This window comes from Priestia sp. JNUCC 25, assembly GCF_053667915.1.
Genome location: NZ_CM132211.1, coordinates 3,552,581 through 3,570,353, shown reverse-complemented (window position 1 = coordinate 3,570,353; position 17,773 = coordinate 3,552,581). Strand labels below are relative to the sequence as shown.

General features: G+C 34.4%; 20 protein-coding genes and 1 pseudogene. 13 read left to right on the top strand and 8 right to left on the bottom strand.

Annotated elements, in window-relative coordinates; translation table 11 throughout:
• The first annotated feature begins 11 nt into the window (after nucleotides 1-11).
• A complete protein-coding gene (locus tag JNUCC25_RS18680; RefSeq protein ID WP_029323530.1) occupies nucleotides 12-545 on the top strand; it encodes an SMI1/KNR4 family protein in 534 nt (177 codons plus the stop codon).
• Between the two features lie 135 nt (nucleotides 546-680).
• On the opposite strand, the gene JNUCC25_RS18675 is transcribed toward JNUCC25_RS18680, so the two are convergent.
• Nucleotides 681-899, bottom strand: a complete 219-nt coding sequence (locus JNUCC25_RS18675; protein ID WP_013058420.1) for a hypothetical protein — start codon at nucleotides 897-899, stop codon at nucleotides 681-683.
• A 571-nt stretch (nucleotides 900-1,470) separates the two neighbouring features.
• Here JNUCC25_RS18675 and JNUCC25_RS18670 point away from each other — a divergent pair.
• The 3 genes from JNUCC25_RS18670 to JNUCC25_RS18660 all read left to right on the top strand — a co-directional run bounded on the left by JNUCC25_RS18670 (nucleotide 1,471) and on the right by JNUCC25_RS18660 (nucleotide 2,961).
• Nucleotides 1,471-1,629, top strand: coding sequence for a hypothetical protein (locus JNUCC25_RS18670; protein ID WP_013058419.1), 159 nt, complete (start codon nucleotides 1,471-1,473; stop codon nucleotides 1,627-1,629).
• Nucleotides 1,630-1,850: 221 nt separating this feature from the next.
• Nucleotides 1,851-2,771: a CPBP family intramembrane glutamic endopeptidase gene (locus tag JNUCC25_RS18665; RefSeq protein ID WP_454222303.1), complete on the top strand. Its 921-nt coding sequence runs from the start codon at nucleotides 1,851-1,853 to the stop codon at nucleotides 2,769-2,771.
• 43 nt (nucleotides 2,772-2,814) lie between these two features.
• Complete coding sequence (locus tag JNUCC25_RS18660; protein ID WP_014458831.1) at nucleotides 2,815-2,961, top strand: hypothetical protein; 147 nt, start codon at nucleotides 2,815-2,817, stop codon at nucleotides 2,959-2,961.
• A 50-nt stretch (nucleotides 2,962-3,011) separates the two neighbouring features.
• On the opposite strand, the gene JNUCC25_RS18655 is transcribed toward JNUCC25_RS18660, so the two are convergent.
• Nucleotides 3,012-3,725, bottom strand: coding sequence for a hypothetical protein (locus JNUCC25_RS18655; RefSeq protein ID WP_013058417.1), 714 nt, complete (start codon nucleotides 3,723-3,725; stop codon nucleotides 3,012-3,014).
• 226 nt (nucleotides 3,726-3,951) lie between these two features.
• Between JNUCC25_RS18655 and JNUCC25_RS18650 the strand changes: the two genes are divergently transcribed.
• The 5 genes from JNUCC25_RS18650 (at nucleotide 3,952) to JNUCC25_RS18630 (ending at nucleotide 7,259) form a co-directional block, all read left to right on the top strand.
• Nucleotides 3,952-4,554 carry a type 1 glutamine amidotransferase family protein gene (locus JNUCC25_RS18650; protein ID WP_064471994.1) on the top strand — a complete coding sequence of 201 codons (603 nt, stop codon included), beginning with the start codon at nucleotides 3,952-3,954 and terminating at the stop codon, nucleotides 4,552-4,554.
• Nucleotides 4,555-4,649: 95 nt separating this feature from the next.
• Nucleotides 4,650-5,033, top strand: coding sequence for a hypothetical protein (locus JNUCC25_RS18645; protein ID WP_029323524.1), 384 nt, complete (start codon nucleotides 4,650-4,652; stop codon nucleotides 5,031-5,033).
• A 764-nt stretch (nucleotides 5,034-5,797) separates the two neighbouring features.
• Nucleotides 5,798-6,145 (top strand): hypothetical protein, encoded by a 348-nt coding sequence (locus tag JNUCC25_RS18640; protein WP_013058414.1) that lies wholly within the window; start codon nucleotides 5,798-5,800, stop codon nucleotides 6,143-6,145.
• Nucleotides 6,146-6,173: 28 nt separating this feature from the next.
• Nucleotides 6,174-6,683, top strand: coding sequence for a GNAT family N-acetyltransferase (locus JNUCC25_RS18635; RefSeq protein WP_029323517.1), 510 nt, complete (start codon nucleotides 6,174-6,176; stop codon nucleotides 6,681-6,683).
• 408 nt (nucleotides 6,684-7,091) lie between these two features.
• Nucleotides 7,092-7,259, top strand: a complete 168-nt coding sequence (locus JNUCC25_RS18630) for a hypothetical protein (RefSeq protein ID WP_013058412.1) — start codon at nucleotides 7,092-7,094, stop codon at nucleotides 7,257-7,259.
• Nucleotides 7,260-7,644: 385 nt separating this feature from the next.
• On the opposite strand, the gene JNUCC25_RS18625 is transcribed toward JNUCC25_RS18630, so the two are convergent.
• Nucleotides 7,645-7,836, bottom strand: coding sequence for a hypothetical protein (locus tag JNUCC25_RS18625; protein WP_013058411.1), 192 nt, complete (start codon nucleotides 7,834-7,836; stop codon nucleotides 7,645-7,647).
• A 544-nt stretch (nucleotides 7,837-8,380) separates the two neighbouring features.
• Here JNUCC25_RS18625 and JNUCC25_RS18620 point away from each other — a divergent pair.
• Both JNUCC25_RS18620 and JNUCC25_RS18615 read left to right on the top strand, forming a co-directional pair.
• Nucleotides 8,381-9,271, top strand: coding sequence for a LysR family transcriptional regulator (locus JNUCC25_RS18620; RefSeq protein ID WP_064471991.1), 891 nt, complete (start codon nucleotides 8,381-8,383; stop codon nucleotides 9,269-9,271).
• Between the two features lie 350 nt (nucleotides 9,272-9,621).
• Nucleotides 9,622-10,823, top strand: a pseudogene (locus JNUCC25_RS18615) (iron-containing alcohol dehydrogenase).
• A gap of 180 nt (nucleotides 10,824-11,003) precedes the next feature.
• Here JNUCC25_RS18615 and JNUCC25_RS18610 read toward each other — a convergent pair.
• The gene (locus JNUCC25_RS18610; protein WP_013058408.1) at nucleotides 11,004-11,951 is read right to left on the bottom strand and encodes a DMT family transporter; all 948 of its coding nucleotides are present in this window, start codon (nucleotides 11,949-11,951) and stop codon (nucleotides 11,004-11,006) included.
• A gap of 157 nt (nucleotides 11,952-12,108) precedes the next feature.
• Between JNUCC25_RS18610 and JNUCC25_RS18605 the strand changes: the two genes are divergently transcribed.
• Complete coding sequence (locus JNUCC25_RS18605; RefSeq protein ID WP_013084386.1) at nucleotides 12,109-12,951, top strand: TrmB family transcriptional regulator; 843 nt, start codon at nucleotides 12,109-12,111, stop codon at nucleotides 12,949-12,951.
• A 262-nt stretch (nucleotides 12,952-13,213) separates the two neighbouring features.
• Entirely contained in the window at nucleotides 13,214-13,363 is a 150-nt protein-coding gene (locus tag JNUCC25_RS18600; RefSeq protein WP_170960209.1) for a hypothetical protein, read from the top strand.
• A 777-nt stretch (nucleotides 13,364-14,140) separates the two neighbouring features.
• Here JNUCC25_RS18600 and JNUCC25_RS18595 read toward each other — a convergent pair.
• From JNUCC25_RS18595 to bioF, 4 genes are all read right to left on the bottom strand, one after another.
• The gene (locus JNUCC25_RS18595; RefSeq protein ID WP_155660631.1) at nucleotides 14,141-14,401 is read right to left on the bottom strand and encodes a YnfE family protein; all 261 of its coding nucleotides are present in this window, start codon (nucleotides 14,399-14,401) and stop codon (nucleotides 14,141-14,143) included.
• A gap of 418 nt (nucleotides 14,402-14,819) precedes the next feature.
• Complete coding sequence (bioC, locus tag JNUCC25_RS18590) at nucleotides 14,820-15,644, bottom strand: malonyl-ACP O-methyltransferase BioC (RefSeq protein ID WP_078082078.1); 825 nt, start codon at nucleotides 15,642-15,644, stop codon at nucleotides 14,820-14,822.
• Nucleotides 15,637-16,389 carry an alpha/beta fold hydrolase gene (locus JNUCC25_RS18585; protein WP_078082077.1) on the bottom strand — a complete coding sequence of 251 codons (753 nt, stop codon included), beginning with the start codon at nucleotides 16,387-16,389 and terminating at the stop codon, nucleotides 15,637-15,639. Before JNUCC25_RS18585 ends, bioC begins: the two co-directional genes overlap by 8 nt.
• Complete coding sequence (gene bioF / locus JNUCC25_RS18580; RefSeq protein ID WP_078082271.1) at nucleotides 16,386-17,564, bottom strand: 8-amino-7-oxononanoate synthase; 1,179 nt, start codon at nucleotides 17,562-17,564, stop codon at nucleotides 16,386-16,388. The genes JNUCC25_RS18585 and bioF overlap by 4 nt, the downstream gene beginning before the upstream one ends.
• Nucleotides 17,565-17,773: the final 209 nt, after the last annotated feature.

Genomic DNA, 17,773 nt, shown 5'->3' with positions numbered 1-17,773 from the left:
AAGGTGAAGTTTTGAAAAAAGAATTTTATCGAGGAGATAGTTTTTGGAGTGACGATAGTGAATATAAGCGTATAGATTATCCGATAAATGATGAAATCATAAAGCAAGCTGAAGCTATTTTAGGTGTTAAGTTACCTAGTTCATTATTGGATTTAATGAAAATAAGAAATGGTGGAGGACTTAACTATCCATACTTTATGTTACCTGATGGAGATACCGAAAGTATTCCTTATGGAGGAAGAGCAAGGATTAGCGATATTGATCCTATACATTTTGAAAAGGAAGATATAAGCATCTTGTCTTCTAAAGAACTATTAAAAGAAGTAAGCCTCACCGGTGAATTTGTGGTATTATGGACAGATTTTCACTATTGGGTCGTGTTGAATTATCACAATAGATCACAAAATCCTGCTGTTATGTATATCGCAGAAAACTTCTCAACTTCAACGTACGACACTATAGAATGGGAGTATATTAAAATAGCAGATACTTTCGATGATTTTTTAAAGCAGCTATTTCGTGTGCCACCATTAGATCCAAAATAATTAAAAAATGGTTATAGCCGTAAATAATGATTAAGCTAAATCAGTATCAAGGCTGTATATTTGATCATAAAAAGGGTTCCTATCTCTAAATGGATGGAACCTTTTTAAATACAATGAATTATTAATGTTTATTTCTTATAATAAAATGAATCCAGCTATTAATAAAACAGCACCAAGCATAATCCGGAATCCTGAAGATGACACTGGATCGGTTGCTATATCTGATGCTACTGCTAAAAAAACTAAAGCTTTTTTAGTTTTTCCTTTTATATTTTTATCCCTTATAATTATAAAAATTCCTGAAACTAACAGATACAAACCAATTATTAAAGATAATATAGGTATAAAAATCATTTTATTTCCACCTTGTTCTAAAGTGCTATAGCATAGTTGTTTTCTATGCTTTTTTGTTACGGTCTAAACTTCTTGACTAAGGCAGTAGTACTTTACACCACTAACTTGTTCAACCATATTAAACCTACCTTTTTCACCAGCCTCTTTAGTTTACCTTCACTATTATAGAATATAAAACTAAAAATTCAATTAAAATCCAAAATTATACTATAAGATCAGTCCATAATGAGATGAAAAGAGTTAAAAACACTCTTATTTAATATTTAAATATTCCTGCCAGAAAACGTGTGCACTTTTGCATAATGTTTTGATTTATTTAGATGCATTATATTAATCTAGCAATTTTATTTGCGTTACTAAACACTTCATATTGATTATCCTCTTTTTCTTAGTTATAATGTAATTGTTACATTTGTAATAATAATGTAATATATTTGTAACTTATATATGTTTTGCGATGTTAGATAGAATGGTAGCTAATTTTAAAAAATGAAAAGCTGTTTATAGATAAGCCCTTAGCGGTTGTGGTAGCATCCGTGAGGGGAAAACTTTGGATAAAAAGGTGAGGACGATGTTGAAAAAAATATTTATTTTAGTTGTTCTAGGATATATATTCTTGAGTAGCAAGTATTTTCTTCAAAATTATGTGTATGCGGGCACGTATGAGCAAGATATAAAGGTTAACGATGACTTGGTGTCGAGTCTTCTTTTAGAAGAAGCTGTTTTTTAACGGCTTTTAAGGCGCTAAATTTTATATAAAGAGGTAATGGGTAGAGTTGTGATTTCTTCATATTGTCAGTCTCTTTCCTTATCTTTAAAGGTAAAAAGCAGGCGGTAGTTAAAATGATTGCAGGACTTCGGATCCTAATAGATTTTTACATTGCCTAGACAACAACTAAGTAGAGAAGAACTATGTAATTGAGAAGAGAAGGCTGAGGGAGTAAGAAGAAAATGAAAAACTATTTAAATGTGGAAGAAGGAAGAAATAGCTGGAAGCGTTATGTAAGTACAACAATCCTTGCTTCTGTGTTTATGCTGTTAGGATCAATTATTTATATTATTGCTGAAATGATAATGGTTGCAGATGATGAAAGTGGAAAATCATATTTTGATTTTGATAGTGGGGTAGCTGTAGGAATCAATGCTAATCTTGATTTTCTGTTGTCTCATATTATGTACATATGCTGGATTTTTGGTTTATGGATCGGGATTCGTCTTATTCACAAACGAAAAATGAAATCATTAATCACTGCTAACAAACGTGTGAATTGGAAGAAAGTAATATGGTCTTTTGGAGCTTTTAGCCTGTTACTAATCGTTTCACAATTAATTGATGTCGTGTTTAACCATTCGGATTATTCATGGAACCATGTAAGTCTGAAAGAGTATGTACTATTAATACTTATTACATTTTTGTTAGTACCTATTCAAACAACAACAGAGGAGCTGTTTTTTAGAGGGCTTCTTCTTCAATGGGTGAGTAAGAAGGTGAAGCGTCCAATTTTACTTGCTATTATTGTTGGACTAATGTTTTCAATAGGTCATTTTGCTAATCCTGAAATGAATAAATCCATTATATTGGTGGGACTAGATTATATTGTAGCTGGTTTTGCTCTTACATATATCGCGATTAAAACAAAAAGCTTAGAAATTACCATTGGCGCACACGCAGCCAACAACATGTTTCTCGCTCTATTCCTTACAACGGACGATTCTGTTTTCGGATCTATACCGAGTTTGTTTAAGGTAGCTAACACTGAGCCAGGAGCTAATCTTATTTGGTCGATTGTTATGTTTAGTGTTTTCTATATCTTATGTAGAGGGAAGATAAAAAAGGAAGAAGCAGCTGACAAAGATCAGCTTATTGCTTAAATTGGCAGAACCAATAACTAAACAGGATAGGAGATGTAACAGAGTGAGTGGAAATCACGATGAAAATAAACCATTGACTCGTGCAGAAATGAAGCGAGGCCACTTAGCTACTCAACATCGCATTTTGAATGTACTTATCGTTCTTGCATCGATTGCTGCAGTGTATCTAGTAATAAAAACCATACTTTAAAAGAGCAGCCTTTATGGCTGCTCTTTTTATTTTGTCCCAACACCTCGCAACTACCAATTGAAAAAAGCTTTTAACGAAATCATTGTACCGGCGTAGACAAGAGATGAGATTAAAAAGGTTGGCAAGTGCGCGTGTTTTTCAAAAGGGAGTTCTTTACTGATCACGTTAAATAACATTGCACCTGAACTAAAAGCAATCATCGACTCGATAAGCAAGCCGGATGAGGGTCCGAAGACGCCCATGATGCACCCAAGAAAAGTTGCCCCGGCAAGCATATAGCGGCCTCTGCTTTTGTGTAAGCGATTATGTTTTTTTCCTAAATGATAGGACCACCCGATAAAATGAAGGCTGATAGCCAGTCCGTAGAATACTGATTCAACTCGCTTAACATCGGTTGAAAATACGACATAAGAAATGATAAAAGAATAAACCATAAAAAAACTAGCCTGTACCATGTACACGGTCAGTTCCGTTAGATGTGTGGCTGCTTTTGTCTGAGCAAATGAATACACCGAAAAATAGACGAGTAAGCCGAGAAGACCAAGAAAATATAGTTCAGTATCAAGGGCTAGCGATCCTCCAAACTCTTCTTGTTTCTTATGAAGCGTGGGTAAGATATAAATAAATACGTAGGCAATAGCTACACCGCCTGATAATGAGAGCAGCTTTTGCTCTCCGATTGGAGAACGTTCGACAATCGTTAATGCGTATAGTTGAATGAGGATAAAAACAATACCTATTATGATTGATTCAATTGTAACCATGATGGTCTCCTTTTAAGGTTCACTTTTAGGGTTTAATTCCCTTTAATAGAAGAAGAGAAACCATGATTTAGATGGAAACATTGTTCAATTATAGATAGATGTTTTTAAACGTAATAGTTTGATATTGGTTTTATTTTACACTATATATATAAAGTGGTAAATTAAAATAGGTGATTGATCATGTACTTAGTTATATTTCTAATCAAGAATTAGGGGTGGTGTATGTATGAAAAAAGTGATGATCTTTATTACAGATGGTTTTGCTGATTGGGAAGCCAGTTATGTGACAGCTGAGTTAAATAAACAGGGAACAGGATTTCAAGTTCAGACAATGGCAATCGACAAACACCCTAAAACTTCAATGGGAGGATTGACCGTTCTTCCAGATTACAGCCTAAAAGACTTTCCTTTTAAACTGGACTTTGCGATGTTAATTATGCCTGGGGGAACGGGATGGAGAGAAGAGAAAAATCATCAGGTAAAGAAACTGGTGAGCTTTTGTTTTGAACATAACATTCCGGTTGCAGCGATTTGTGATGCAACGACCTTTTTAGGGAACTATGGGTTTCTTGATCAGAATAAACATACAGGTAATTCATTACCTTATTTGAAAGAAGGAGCACCTAATTATCGAGGGGATGAAAATTATATAGAAAAACAATCTGTTAGTGATGGCTGTCTAATTACAGCTAATGGAAGCGGTGCATTAGAATTTTCGAAGGACATTTTAAATAAATTAAATGTTTTAAAGAGTAAAGAACTAGAAGAATGGTACGCTTTATTTAAAAATGGTTTTATTAAGATAACAGGAGAACATATTGAAAAATAACTCACTTTAAATTACTTAAAAAAAGGCCAGATAGTAATAAAAATTTACCCAATAGGATATATGGCTGCTTTTTTACCGTGTAGGAGGATTCAAAATTGAAAAGAAATTTGTTGTTTTTAGGATTCATGTCTATTCTTTTATTAGTATTGAGTAGCTGTGGGAGTAAGGAAGAAAGCGTGCGTTTTGAAGGGGAAGGGGATCAGTGGAAAGCTTTGTATCTTTTAAATAAAGGAGAGAATACTGAAAACGGACAAGGCAGTATTATCTATAAAGGAAAAGACAAAGAGAAATTAGGAAAAGTTTCTTATGTCGTGGAAGGGGAAACAAGCAAATTATCAGGTACGGATGACGAGACAGGAGGAAAAATTAATTTAAATGGGGGCTGCAGCGGATGTGCGACTCAAAGCAGCAGCGCTCCTTTTCATGTAACAATAAAATGGAATGGTAAAGAAGATAAATTTGATTTAAAAGCAAAGTAGAACGATAAACTAATAAGTGTCTAGAATGTTTGTTATGTTAGCTTTGCTTTTCACCATACGATCAACACAACAAACGCACTTTATAATTGCTTTCATCATTTACATAACTTGTCCAAAACATTCTATTTATCGTCACTAAGTGCAAGTGTTGAAGCTTCAATAATAACTAAAATACCTTAGTATTTCCAATAAAAAAAGAATCCTTTGCCTACATAGGAAAGGATTTTTTTATGTCCACATTTCCTAAAATACAAACCCTTATAAAATAACTTCCTTTAATTATAATTAATGGTAAAATAATCAATATAAAAGAAGGTTACAATGTATTCACCACAGGAAGCCTTATTGGCTAGTTCTCTTTATTTCGTATTTATTATTCTATCTTTTATAATTAGTTTCTTTATCGGAAGGATACTCATTATAAAATCCGATAGATCAGTAGGGGAAGTTCAGGCAATTTCTCTTTTTATTTATTTTGTTTTGTTCGGAACGGATTTTAGATATTGGTGGTGGGGACACGCTATGTCTATTCTTAACATCTTTGAGTTTTTAGCAACTACGCTTATAAGTTTTCTTATCTTTGTAATCAGCGAATGTATTCTTTATTTCTGGTTGAAACAGCTATATAAGACGAATGTACAAAAAGGTGCTTAAATTTAAAATAACAGGCGCCAAACTAATAATTATTTCGAACAGAAAGTTTAATGCTGTTACAGGTTATAATACTTACCGCGTTTTAAAAATGTCATTGAAAGAAGGGCAGTATGTTGAAAAAAATCGTGACGGTCACCATTGCTGGAATTCTACTAATGGGAGCAGTAATTTTCTATTTTGTTACATTCTTTGCCTATATCCCATTCGCTAAATTTTCTGGATTTCCTGTCCCTAAAAATGCAAAGTTAGTAAAAGAAAAAGAACGTGTAGATATCTATGATTGGTCTAAAGCTTCTGAAGAAAACGGCATCCCGTCAGGATATAAATTAGTAATTAAATCAAAAGGGTGGAAGGAGAGGAGCCAAGAAGGGGCCTCCACTTACTATGAAAAAGGAAATAAGATAATTGATTTAATATCTCAAACTAATGAATTAACTCTAATTAAGGATAAAGATTGAATATACGTAAAAAGGAGTAGATAAATAAATGAGTACAAAAAAAATACACCTTACGCCATTTGAAACAACTCACATTCAATACTTACATAAATGGTTAAACGATGAACGAGCAATACGAATGATAGGCAGGACACCTTTAACTTATGAAGAGGTAGTACAAGAAGTAGAAAAGAAAAGAATGAACAACGATTTAATTTTAGGAATTAAAAGCGATGAAAAAGAATTAGTTGGATGGGTTTTTCTGAAGGATTTAGATTACGCACATGGAAGAGCTAGTATAGGAATTCTTTTATCTTCAGAATCTAGAGGTCACGGGTACGGCCGAATAGCCATGGAGCAAATGATTGATCTAGGGTTTAAACAGCTCCGCTTAAACAAAATCTATTTAACTACAAGAGGAATAAACGAACAGGCAATTGCATTGTATGAAAAAATCGGCTTTGTTACCGAAGGGAAATTAAGAAATCATGCCTATGTGGATGGGAAGTACGTAGATACATATTTTATGGGTATATTAGCTTCGGAATGGAACAAGTAAGCTTACTTCTTCCCCATAAAAAGCTAAGCTTACCGACTATCATGAAATTAAAAAAGCTAGTGCTTGTATTGTACAAAAATCACGATTTCATATATCATCTATTTGCCGCCCGTAAGTGCAAATGATAAAACTGTAATAATATACGAAGTACTTTAGTATTTACTAAATAAACTATGAATCTCAGGTAAGAGAGAATTAGAGTGATTATAACATTTTTAAACTTTGTATGTATATGAAACTACAAATCTGGCCACACTAATAACGTATTCTCTCTATTCTAATAAAGTTAAAAATCCTTTGCCTACATCAGGGAAGGATTATTTTTTTATAAATCCTGCTTTAATTGGTTGTTAATCTAAATAAAGGGGAATTACATATATTAAGAGCACACAAAGGGGATAAATATTAGTGACAAATTATAGGTACTATACGGGAACCCTGTTTGTCAGGGAATTAGAACGTTTAAAAGAAGAATATATTCAACTTGATCTCGACGATGTGAAAAGAATGGTTGAAGAAGATATTTTACTGTTAGAAAAAGCGGTGAATATGTTGTCTACGAATACAGTTTATTAAACTAAGCAACTTAATAAAGCATTATCTAACGACTACTGTTAATTCAATTTTAAAAAAGCTACCTCTTTTGACTGGGAAGAGGTGGTCTTTTTCAATTTCCAGACTGGATAGGGCATACTAAGTAAAAAAACGTTTGAAAGCATTTTATAATATTTCCTAGTTTCTAAGAAATATTGCCCAAACAAAAAAGGACATCTCTTCTATGTCCTGTTCCCTCGTATCAGCCCCGCCTACGCTAAATACTATGACAGCCACTCATGCCATCCAACCTATACTTAGTATAAACGAAAGCGTTTACAAAGTAAAGATATTGATGAAATATTCTGTCTATTTTTATATTAAACTTATCTATTTCGAATAATATCAAACATGATAGGTGACATTTTTAATGTCTAGAGATTAACTCACTCATTAATCTGTTTAAAGCAATGTGTAATATATCATGTTCTGTATACTCTTGTTCAAAGGCTAGACTTCTTTTTTCTTTTTTCTTCAACAACTTTTTAATTTCATCACATAAATAAATTTGAGAATCCAAAAGTTTTATTTCTTTTCTATCCTTTATTTGTTTAGACATGAAATCAACTCCTTTATGATTCTTTAAGGAACTATTCTATCTTAAAAAGTAAAAATCCTTCTTCTATTACATCGGAATAACGTAATAGGGTTTATCAGAAGGAACCACCTTAGATTAGAGAAAAATGGATCCTGTTTTTTGCTTTTCAGAATTGAATATGTTTTTATAATTTGAGCAACCTACTCAAGCTGCCATAAGATATCACATAAGATATCATTAGATAAAGTCGTGAAACAGAAAAACCTACCTTTTTAACTGAAAAGAGGTAGGTCTTTTCTGTTTTCACTCTGTATATCGCGTTCAACCTTAGTTACTATAATCATTTTTAAAGGAACCAATCAAGTAGAAGAACCCTTGGATCAGTTCTGTTCACTGTCCAGGGTTCTTTTTCCGGAATAAGCAGCTTTGCATCATACATTCTTGATATGCAAACGTTCCTCTGAGAAGCGAGTAGTGAGAGACATTACGCTTACAAGCAGCACGAGTGAAATGATATATTTAGAATAATATTATTATTGGTGAAAATGATTTAGGAGAGAAAACTATGGAACTCAAACAGTTAAAAATTTTTCAAGTTGCTGCTCGAGAACTAAACTTTACTCGAACAGCTGAAATCCTTCACTATGCTCAATCAAGTGTAACGGCTCAGGTTAAATCTCTTGAGGAAGAACTTGCTGTCCAACTTTTTGACCGGTTAGGGAAGCGAGTTATCTTAACTGACGCTGGAAAGCGCTTTAAGCTATATACGGACAAGGTGCTTGATTTAACCGAAGAGGCAAAGGAGACTGTAGGTGGGAATGAAGAGCCTAGTGGGACGTTAACAATATGTGCTTCAGAAACCCAATGCACCTATCGCTTACCAGCTTTGCTGAAACTATTTCAAGCTCGTTTTCCTAAAGTGAAACTGATTTTTCGACCTGGAATTTCTGAAAATGATTTTGAGGATTTACTTGCTCAAGGTCTCATAGATGCTGTTTTAATATCTATGACTCGCATTAACTCGGATAAGCTGATTGCCGAGCAGCTTGTCGCGGAACCTATTGTTATAGTAAGTCCGCCGAATCATCCTTTAGCCGATAAATCTGAAGTAAGACCCGCGGACCTGAATAGTCAGTCGCTGCTTTTTACTGAGAAATGCGATTATCGAAATATATTTGAAGCGTCACTTGTTGATGCAGCCGTTCAACCGTTATATGACCTTGAACTTGGTGATATAGAAGCCATCAAAAAATGTGTAATGGCTGGAATTGGAATAGCAGCATTACCTAAGCTAGCAGTGGAGAAGGAAATAGAGGAAGGGAGTATGAGTGTATTAAGATGGAAAGGTCCAGAGTTTCCAATCGTAACTCAGCTGGTCTGGCATAAAGACAAATGGGTATCTCCAGCTTTGAGTGCTTTTTTAGATGTAACTAGAGAAGTAATACTGGATCATTAAGGGGATTAGTATTTGAATCTATTTTTATTGAACACCAAGATTGGTTTACATAAATAAATTGATTACATATTATAGAGATTACTAATCGGTTTTTTAGATAGTAACAATCTAAATATTCATCTGTAATGATTGGGGCGGGGCTTGTATTATATATGATAAGAAGTTTGTTGGATATACATATAGTTTATTTATGTTCTCTACTACATTACTATTCTGTATGTGTATTGTCTAAACTACCATAAATATAAGTTACCCGCAGCCTAACAGTTGAATCTACTAATTGTAGAGGTAGAGAAGGTTAAAATTTAATTAAGATATGTATTTGATTTTAGATAATGGGAGGGGTATAAATGAAATCCTATAACTATTTGTGTTCTACTCAAATTGAGGTAGGGATGGGAAAAGCTCAAGAATTGCCAGAAATGCTAAAATCCCTAAATATTGGTTCATCCATTTTAATTGTGAGTGATCCAGGTGTGGTCCGTACAGGACTAGTTTCACCAATTATAACGGCCCTGGAGGCTTCTGGATATCGAGTATTGTTATTCGACTCCATTGAACAAAATCCTCGAGATAAGAATTGCTTGGAAGGTGCTAAATTATTTCGTGACTTTGGTGCAGATGCAGTTGTTGCCATTGGTGGTGAAGTGCAATGGATACTGGAAAAGCTATTGCACTGTGCGGTCCAAACGGCGGGGAACCATCTGACTATGCAGACGGCCGACTCCTGTATTCAAACATTGCACCAGTTATTTGTATTCCAACTACTTCAGGTACGGGATCAGAAGTTACTCGTTCTGCTGTTATTACAGAAGCATCTACACACCGAAAGATGACACTCAAACATAGTTTGTTAAGACCTGTCTTGGCGATTCTTGATCCTGAACTAACATTCAGTCTTCCGCCTTCTGTTACTGCCGCTACTGGCATTGATGCACTCGTTCATGCGATTGAAGGTTATACATGTAAAGTAACAAATTCTATTTCACAAGCGCTCGGAGCTCAAGCAATGAGAACCATTGTTTCGGCATTGCCTATCGTTTTCCGCGATGGTAAAAATGAAGCGGCTCGTCAAGATATGCTGGAAGGAAGTCTCTTAGCAGGCCTTTGTTTTGGATCTGCAGATGTTGCCTCAGTACACTGCTTAGCAGAAGCGCTTGGAGGACTTTATGATACCCCGCATGGAGTTGCCAACGCAGTGTTTTTACCATATGTATTAAGGTTCAATTCTATGGAGAATAAGCAATTACATGCTACATTAGCAAGGTATATGAACTTTGCCAAGGATTCAGATTCAGATGAAATAGCTGTTGAAAAATTAATTCAAGGAATTATAGAATTAACAGAATCATTAAACATTCCTAAATTGAAAGATTTAGAGGGTGTAAAGAAAGAAGACTTTCCCAGCATTGTAAGGTTGGCCATGCAAAATAACTCAACATCAAGTAACGTCCGTTTAATTACCGAGGGCGATTACATGCAAATTCTTGAACAAGCTTACTTTAACCGTGTAGATCAAAATTGGGATTCTGAAGTAGAGAACTTAAATTAAAAGATAAAGATTAAATACTGGCCCCCAATCATCAGGCTGTGTCTAACGATTGGGGGCCAGTTTATAAATAGTATCTATTTATTTTTAATCAGAAGATACGTAATACCAGTTTTTGTGTACTTTTTTATTGAAAATAAAAAGCCCTACTTTGACTGAGGACTTTTTTTAGGTTTATACTTTTTACTTATTTTCTAAAACATACTTTTTCCTCGTTTCCCTCATGCTCAAAACTACACCCAAAAGTACAATGATTCCACCAATAAATTGGTTTATGCCTACCACTTCATGAAGGAGTAGAACAGAAAATAACACACCAAAAATAGGAACAAGATTCATCAGCGTCATCGCAGAACTAGAAGATAATTTGCGTAATCCAAAATTATATAATAAAAAAGCGATAACCGAGCAGAAAACGCCTAGGTACAATAAGGTTAGAAATGATCGTATATCTGGTGTTTGCCAGCTTGACTTCTCTATAAAGGCTAATGGAATAAACGTAATAGCTCCCGCCAAAGTTTGATAAAAAGAGATAGTAATCATGGAATATTTTTTGACAACTTTACGAGTTGTGAAGTTATAGAGAGCAAAAATAAAACCTGCTACAATTAATATAATATTACCAATTAATTGCTTATCATCTGTCTGAGTTTCAGGACTATAGGATATTTGATATACACCTATCATCGCTACTCCAATTCCTAGGGCCTTTACCCATGATGTCTTTTTTCTAAAAAAAAGAAATTCCATCAAAACCGTTATAGCAGGATACGACGCTACAATAATAGCGGCATTAGATGCTGTTGTTAGTTCAACTCCTATGTTCTCCAGAGAAAAATAAAGGGTAGTGCCTAGTACACCACTCATAGACATTAACCCCATATCTTTGAATGAAGGCTTTGTTTTATCTTTCCTGATTAAGAGAATAAGTCCTAAAATAACAGCAGCTATAACAAAACGAGCCGCTCCTAATGTAAGGGGTGGAAAAGAGGTATAGGCTATTTTTGTTCCAACAAACGATGTACTCCATAAAAGGACGGCTATTACGGAAGCACTTATGTATAAACCATTTCCACTTCTAACCTTTCTTATTTTTAAGCTTTCTTGTTGTTTCGCTATCATTGTATCCATTATTACACCTCCAAGTAGGATTAAAAACTATATAGTAGCTACTTTTGTAGCAACTAGAATTAAATTATAATTTTTAACCCAAACTGTCAAGGGTACTAATGGTATACTTAGTTTAAAATTATTGACTTTATCCGGGTATTATCAAGGAGGACCAATCATGACACTAGATATAATAAAAATTTTGAAAGATGTAAATTTTACTGAATATGAGGCAAAAGCATATTTAGCTTTACTAGAAAAATCTCCTCTTTCAGGGTATGCTATTTCGTTAAATTCCGGAGTGCCAAGATCTAAAATTTATGAAGTATTAGGAGGACTAGTGGATCGAGGAGAAGTCATGATCAGTCATGAAAATCCCGCTCTATATACACCGTTACCTCCTAATGAATTAATCAACTTGAAAAAACGTAAAGCTGAATCCTCGTTTGAAGTAGCTGAAGAAGCTCTCGAAAATTATTCTTATGTATCTTTAAACAGAGAAAACATCTGGAACATTACAGGTTATGAGCCTATACTAAATCGTACAAAGGAAGCTATAAAAGAAGCTACAGGGCGTATTCTATTGGAAATATGGGCAGAAGATGCCCAGGAACTAAAAGAAGAATTACAAGCAGCAGCCAAAAGAGGCGTAGAAATTTTAATTGTATCCTATGGAGATTTAGTATTTGACTTTGCGCAGGTTCATCAGCATGATGCAAGCGAAGAAATAACCAATGAATATGGCGGACGATGGATTGTTCTAAGTGCTGATGATCGAGAAGTAGTTGCAGGTATATTATCACTTGGTAAGGATAGCCGTGCTGCCTGGACGATGCATCCGGGATTAGTTATGCCAATTACAGAAGTTATCATTCACGACTTGTATATCTATGAAATGATGAAAAAACATCGAGAGATCCTAGAGTCAAGCTTTGGACCGAACCTTATTGAACTTCGTAATCGATTTAAATTTAATTCATCAGGCTATAGCGTAGCAGCAAAATTAGGATTGATTAAATAGCCAGTATTAATGCATATATACCAATAATAAAGTTACTTATTATAGTCACTGTTATTGCTAGCTGTAACATGTTTTACGCAAACTAACTTCGTATAGGGGATGTCTTCATGGTTAATAAGGGCATTTATTTCCTGAGATCTTGAATATGACCATAATAACTTATGTTAGACGGTGAAATGAACTCTGTCTTGATATTATCAAATCAGAAACATAATTCTTAATAAAGTGGAAAATGATAGTAGTAATCTTATAAGGAGAATAGATGATGAGAGATCATGATGATCAAACGAACGAGGGATTAAATCAAATATTTGAAATCATCAATGCAAAAGGGGACATACGGGAATTAAATCAAATAGTAAAGAAATCCAAAAAGGAGCTCAATCAGGACAAAGACGATACTAAACCATAAAATTAAATAAGCTTAAGAAATCATTCTTAAAAGAACCGATTAAGTAAAAGAATTCTTGGAGCAGTAAGCTTTTTCCAAGGATTCTTTTTTAGATTATGAGGTTTTTATAGATCGTTGATATGACTAAATTCTTTGGATAGTTAAAAGAAAAGAGCATGTATAAAAAAGCCCGCATTCTATATTAAAAATCCACCTGTCCTGCAAACAATGGGTGGCATTTTAATAATTACTTTAACATCTTATAACTGATTTAAATAGATTGTCCGTAAACGTATAAGAAAGGGCAGCATTCTATTGAGGAAAGTGTCCTTAATGCAACATAACGTGTGTGAAAATTAATTGTATCATGATGTTTCTTTGAAAAAGTTGAAACGATAAATACAAAAAGACTTGCTCAAGGTAAAAAGCAAGTTAAAAGAAAGATAATCACGTGGTAATTCCATTATAATCCACAAATAGTGAGCGTATATTAAAATATAGTTACAATCAAATTAATTCATAAAAAAGATCAATTGATCTTTTTTAATTGGTGGCAATTACATAACGTAAACACTAGCAACCTGAAAGGAGTTAGCTAAAAAATTCTATTACTTCTTTCATAAGAATTATACCTTAAAATAAAAAGCACCCGTGGAGGCGAGCGTTTTTATAAACTTAACGTGTAAAGGAGAAGCAATTCGTCAGCAAAGGGAGGAGGCTTAGTAGTTACAGGACATGCTCGTTTTGTTGTAGTTATACGTATTTAAAGTAATTCAACAAACATCCATTATCAAAGTACTATTTCGTTAATTGATTATACATTTCCTCTAGCTCTGAAAAAGAGATATCTTTAGATGCATAACCTACAGCAGCATCCACAATTCTATCAAAACCTTCAGGTGAGATACTTTCTGCTTTGAGGTATCGCTCATACTGCTCTAGTTGCTCTTGCTGGTTTTCTAAATCCCTCTCTTTCCCTTCGTAATCAGGAGCTTTCATAGTTTCGATATTTTTCTTAACAACATCAACATACCGTCTTAATTCTTCCACGCTTATCATTCTCCTTACATTTTTGAAGTAATACATAGGTCAAAAATATGAAACGCTGGGAAGGTAAAGGGACACTTTCCCTTTATAAATATTGTGTTAACCTTTCAAAATTATACATCCGAAAACTAAAACACCCATAAAAGGGTGCTTTTTGAAAACCTTCTTTATTGAAAGGAGAGACCATTCACCCGCAACGGGAAGGACGGACTGCTTATAGTATGTGTTATTTTCTTAAATTTATATGTCAAATAGAAGAGGCGATTGAGCAAAAAACTATTAAACAAACTAACAGTATGAAGAAGCGTGCTCTTTCACATAGAAATTGATATGAGATGATGCGAGGTTTTATATGAAATACTTTCTTGTATTGAGCTTTTTAATTTAGCTGCAATCCATCACTTCTAGAGAGTAACCAGGGCAGGATTAGCTATTGGTTCTTTTTTGTAACATTAAATATTAAACAATGATAGGTTACTTTTATTCCGTTCTCATTACGATAATCATTTTCATATAGGTTGATTAATTCACGAAAAAAAGAAGGGCGTTGACAGTAGCTTTCCTCGTTACTGTTACTTGCTCCAATCTTTTTTATTGATGTAAAAAATGCCTGAACCGTTGGAAAATATTGAACCTCTAGTTTCTCCATTTTTGATAGTTTAAATGGATGCTCTCTCAATGGAACTAATGCTTGTTCACAAATTTGAGACAACCCTTCGAGAGAAAAAAACGATTGGCCAGGTGAACTGTTACTGAAAAGACCAAGCTTTTGTTTCGCATGACTGTAGCATAAATGAAGCTCTTCAAATGTACGATTACCAAAGGTTGAAAATAGCAGGCTGCCTGTAGGCTTAAGTTGTTTATACAATTTTTTTATTGTCGTATGAAGACTATTAAACCACTGAAATGTTGCATTCGAAATAATAAGGTCATAACGTCTTTCTATACTTATCTCCTCGATATCTCCGCATATGAATGAAACTCGATCTTCCATTACTTTTTTCTTTGCTAACTCAATCATTCCTGATGACAAATCAACTGCTGTAATAGTAGCCTTAGGGAATTTTTTGCACAATAATTGTGTTAAATAACCCGTACCGCAGCCAATTTCAAGAATAGTTATTTCCTGGTTGAAGAAATTGGTAGAAAGCTGGTCTATTAACTGGTTTGCCATACTTTTTTGTACATCGGCATAAGCATCATAAGTTTTAGCATGATTATTGAACCTTTTCTTTAAGAGTTGCTTATTAATCATAAATGAGCTCCTTTTCGAGAAATTTTTCTATAAGTTGCGTACATTGCTGAGGCTTCGTAAAAAAAGGAATATGGCCAGTTTTTTCTAGGATACACAGCTGCACTTTTCCACCAATCCTTTCAGCTATGAAAGAAGAAGACTCAGGTAAACATATTTGATCATCTCTTCCATGGATTAACAAACAAGGAGTTTGAATTTGATTGAGTTGCATTCTAACATCTTTTTGAAGTAAATAATCTAGCCCTTTAAGGAGGGAGTACGTACTGTCTCCTTGATAATCACGCTGAACAACTTCAATAAATTGATGATGAAATTCTTCTTCTTTTTCAGATTTAGTGAACATAGCGTTATAAAATGCAGTAAGGGTTTTTTCTTTATTACGCTGTAGTTGTTTTTTCATACGTTCAACGATACGTTGCTCCCATCCAACTGTATTTGTATTATGCACGTCGTTTGTAAAGCGACTAGTTCCGCCAATTAATATGAGTCCTTCTATCTTGTTAGGGTATAAACTTGCAAGTTCAAGCGTTACAAGGGAACCTAATGACCAACCCATTAAATAAACAGTACCTTGAGTAGAAGTAAGCAATTGAATTGCTCGTTCTCTAAAGTCACTTAGTTCTTTTACACCTCTCCAGTCTGTACACAAAACGTTACATATAGTAGACAATGATTTTATGATTGGGTGAAACGCTGCTTTTTCCATTCCCCATCCGGGAAATATTATAATAGTGGATGGTTTCATTGAATCACACTCATTTCTTTTCCAATTAGAGAAATTCTCTTTATGGCCCAATCTAAATCTTCTTGAGTATGATCGGCTGTTACAGTAAAACGAATTCTTGCTTTATTCTCAGGAACAGTAGGAGGCCTAACTGCAATAGCAGCAATTCCTTCTTTCTGTAAACGCTCTGCAAACTGCATTGTTCTTTTGTTTTCTCCCGTCAAAATTGGAATGATTTGAGATTGACTTTTGCATGTGTTAAATCCTTCGTATGTAAGTGCTTTTCTAAAAAATAGTGCATGTTGTTGAAGAAGTGCGCGACGCTCTGTGTCTTGTTGCACCTTTTCAATCGCAGCCGTTATTGCACCGAGTATAGCAGGGGGAAGAGCAGTTGAATAAATGAATCCTCGCATTCTATTTTTAAAATAATCTATCAGCCACTGTTTTCCGGTAACATAAGCTCCAAATGACCCTAGCGCTTTACTAAACGTTCCCATTTGAATATCAATTTTATCTTGCAGATCAAGAAAATGTGCATATCCTTCACCATTTTTTCCGTATACACCGCTTGCATGAGCTTCATCAACCATTAACAGTGCGTTATACTGCTCTTTTAATTTAACAAGATCCTCGAGCTTGGCAAAATCACCATCCATGCTGAAAACAGTATCTGTTACAATTAACTTCCGTGACTCCAAGGGAACTTTTTTTAATAAATTTTCTAGGTGGTTCATATCGTTATGGCGATAGCGCTGCAGTTTTGCACGGCTCAGTAGGGCGCCATCAATGATACTTGCATGATTTAACTTATCGCTGAAGATGAAACCATTACGCGGAACCAAGGCTGAAATGATTCCTAGGTTTGCATTATAACCACTATTGATAATAAGTCCTGCCTCAGCTTTTTTCCAATTAACAAGTGCTTTTTCTGCTTTCTCATAAAGAGAGTGATTTCCTACTATTAAGCGTGAAGCTGCTGCTCCTATTCCATATGTCATCACAGCATCACTCATTGCTTTCTTCAGCCCCTTATCTCCTGCGTAGCCTAAATAGTTATTAGAGGCAAGGTTTAACATCTTATGTCCATTGAATGTAAGCCATGGTTGTTCAGCAAATTCTGTAGTAACAAGGTGCCGTTTTTGAAAAATTTCATCTAAATAGGCAAGTTCTCTTTTTATATCTTCTTCCCAATACAATGCACTTTCACCACCGAAAACAATATGTGTTAACTTTATTTTATTTAAAGTTAACACATATATCTAATCACGCCTTTAGAACAGTGTCAAGATAAAATAATTTAAAGAAGAGATACTAGATAATTGTCTCCACATAGCCTACTACAGTTCATTTTTTGAATCTCATGAGTACACATGCAGCCTTACTTCGGTACCTAAATAAAACGTAA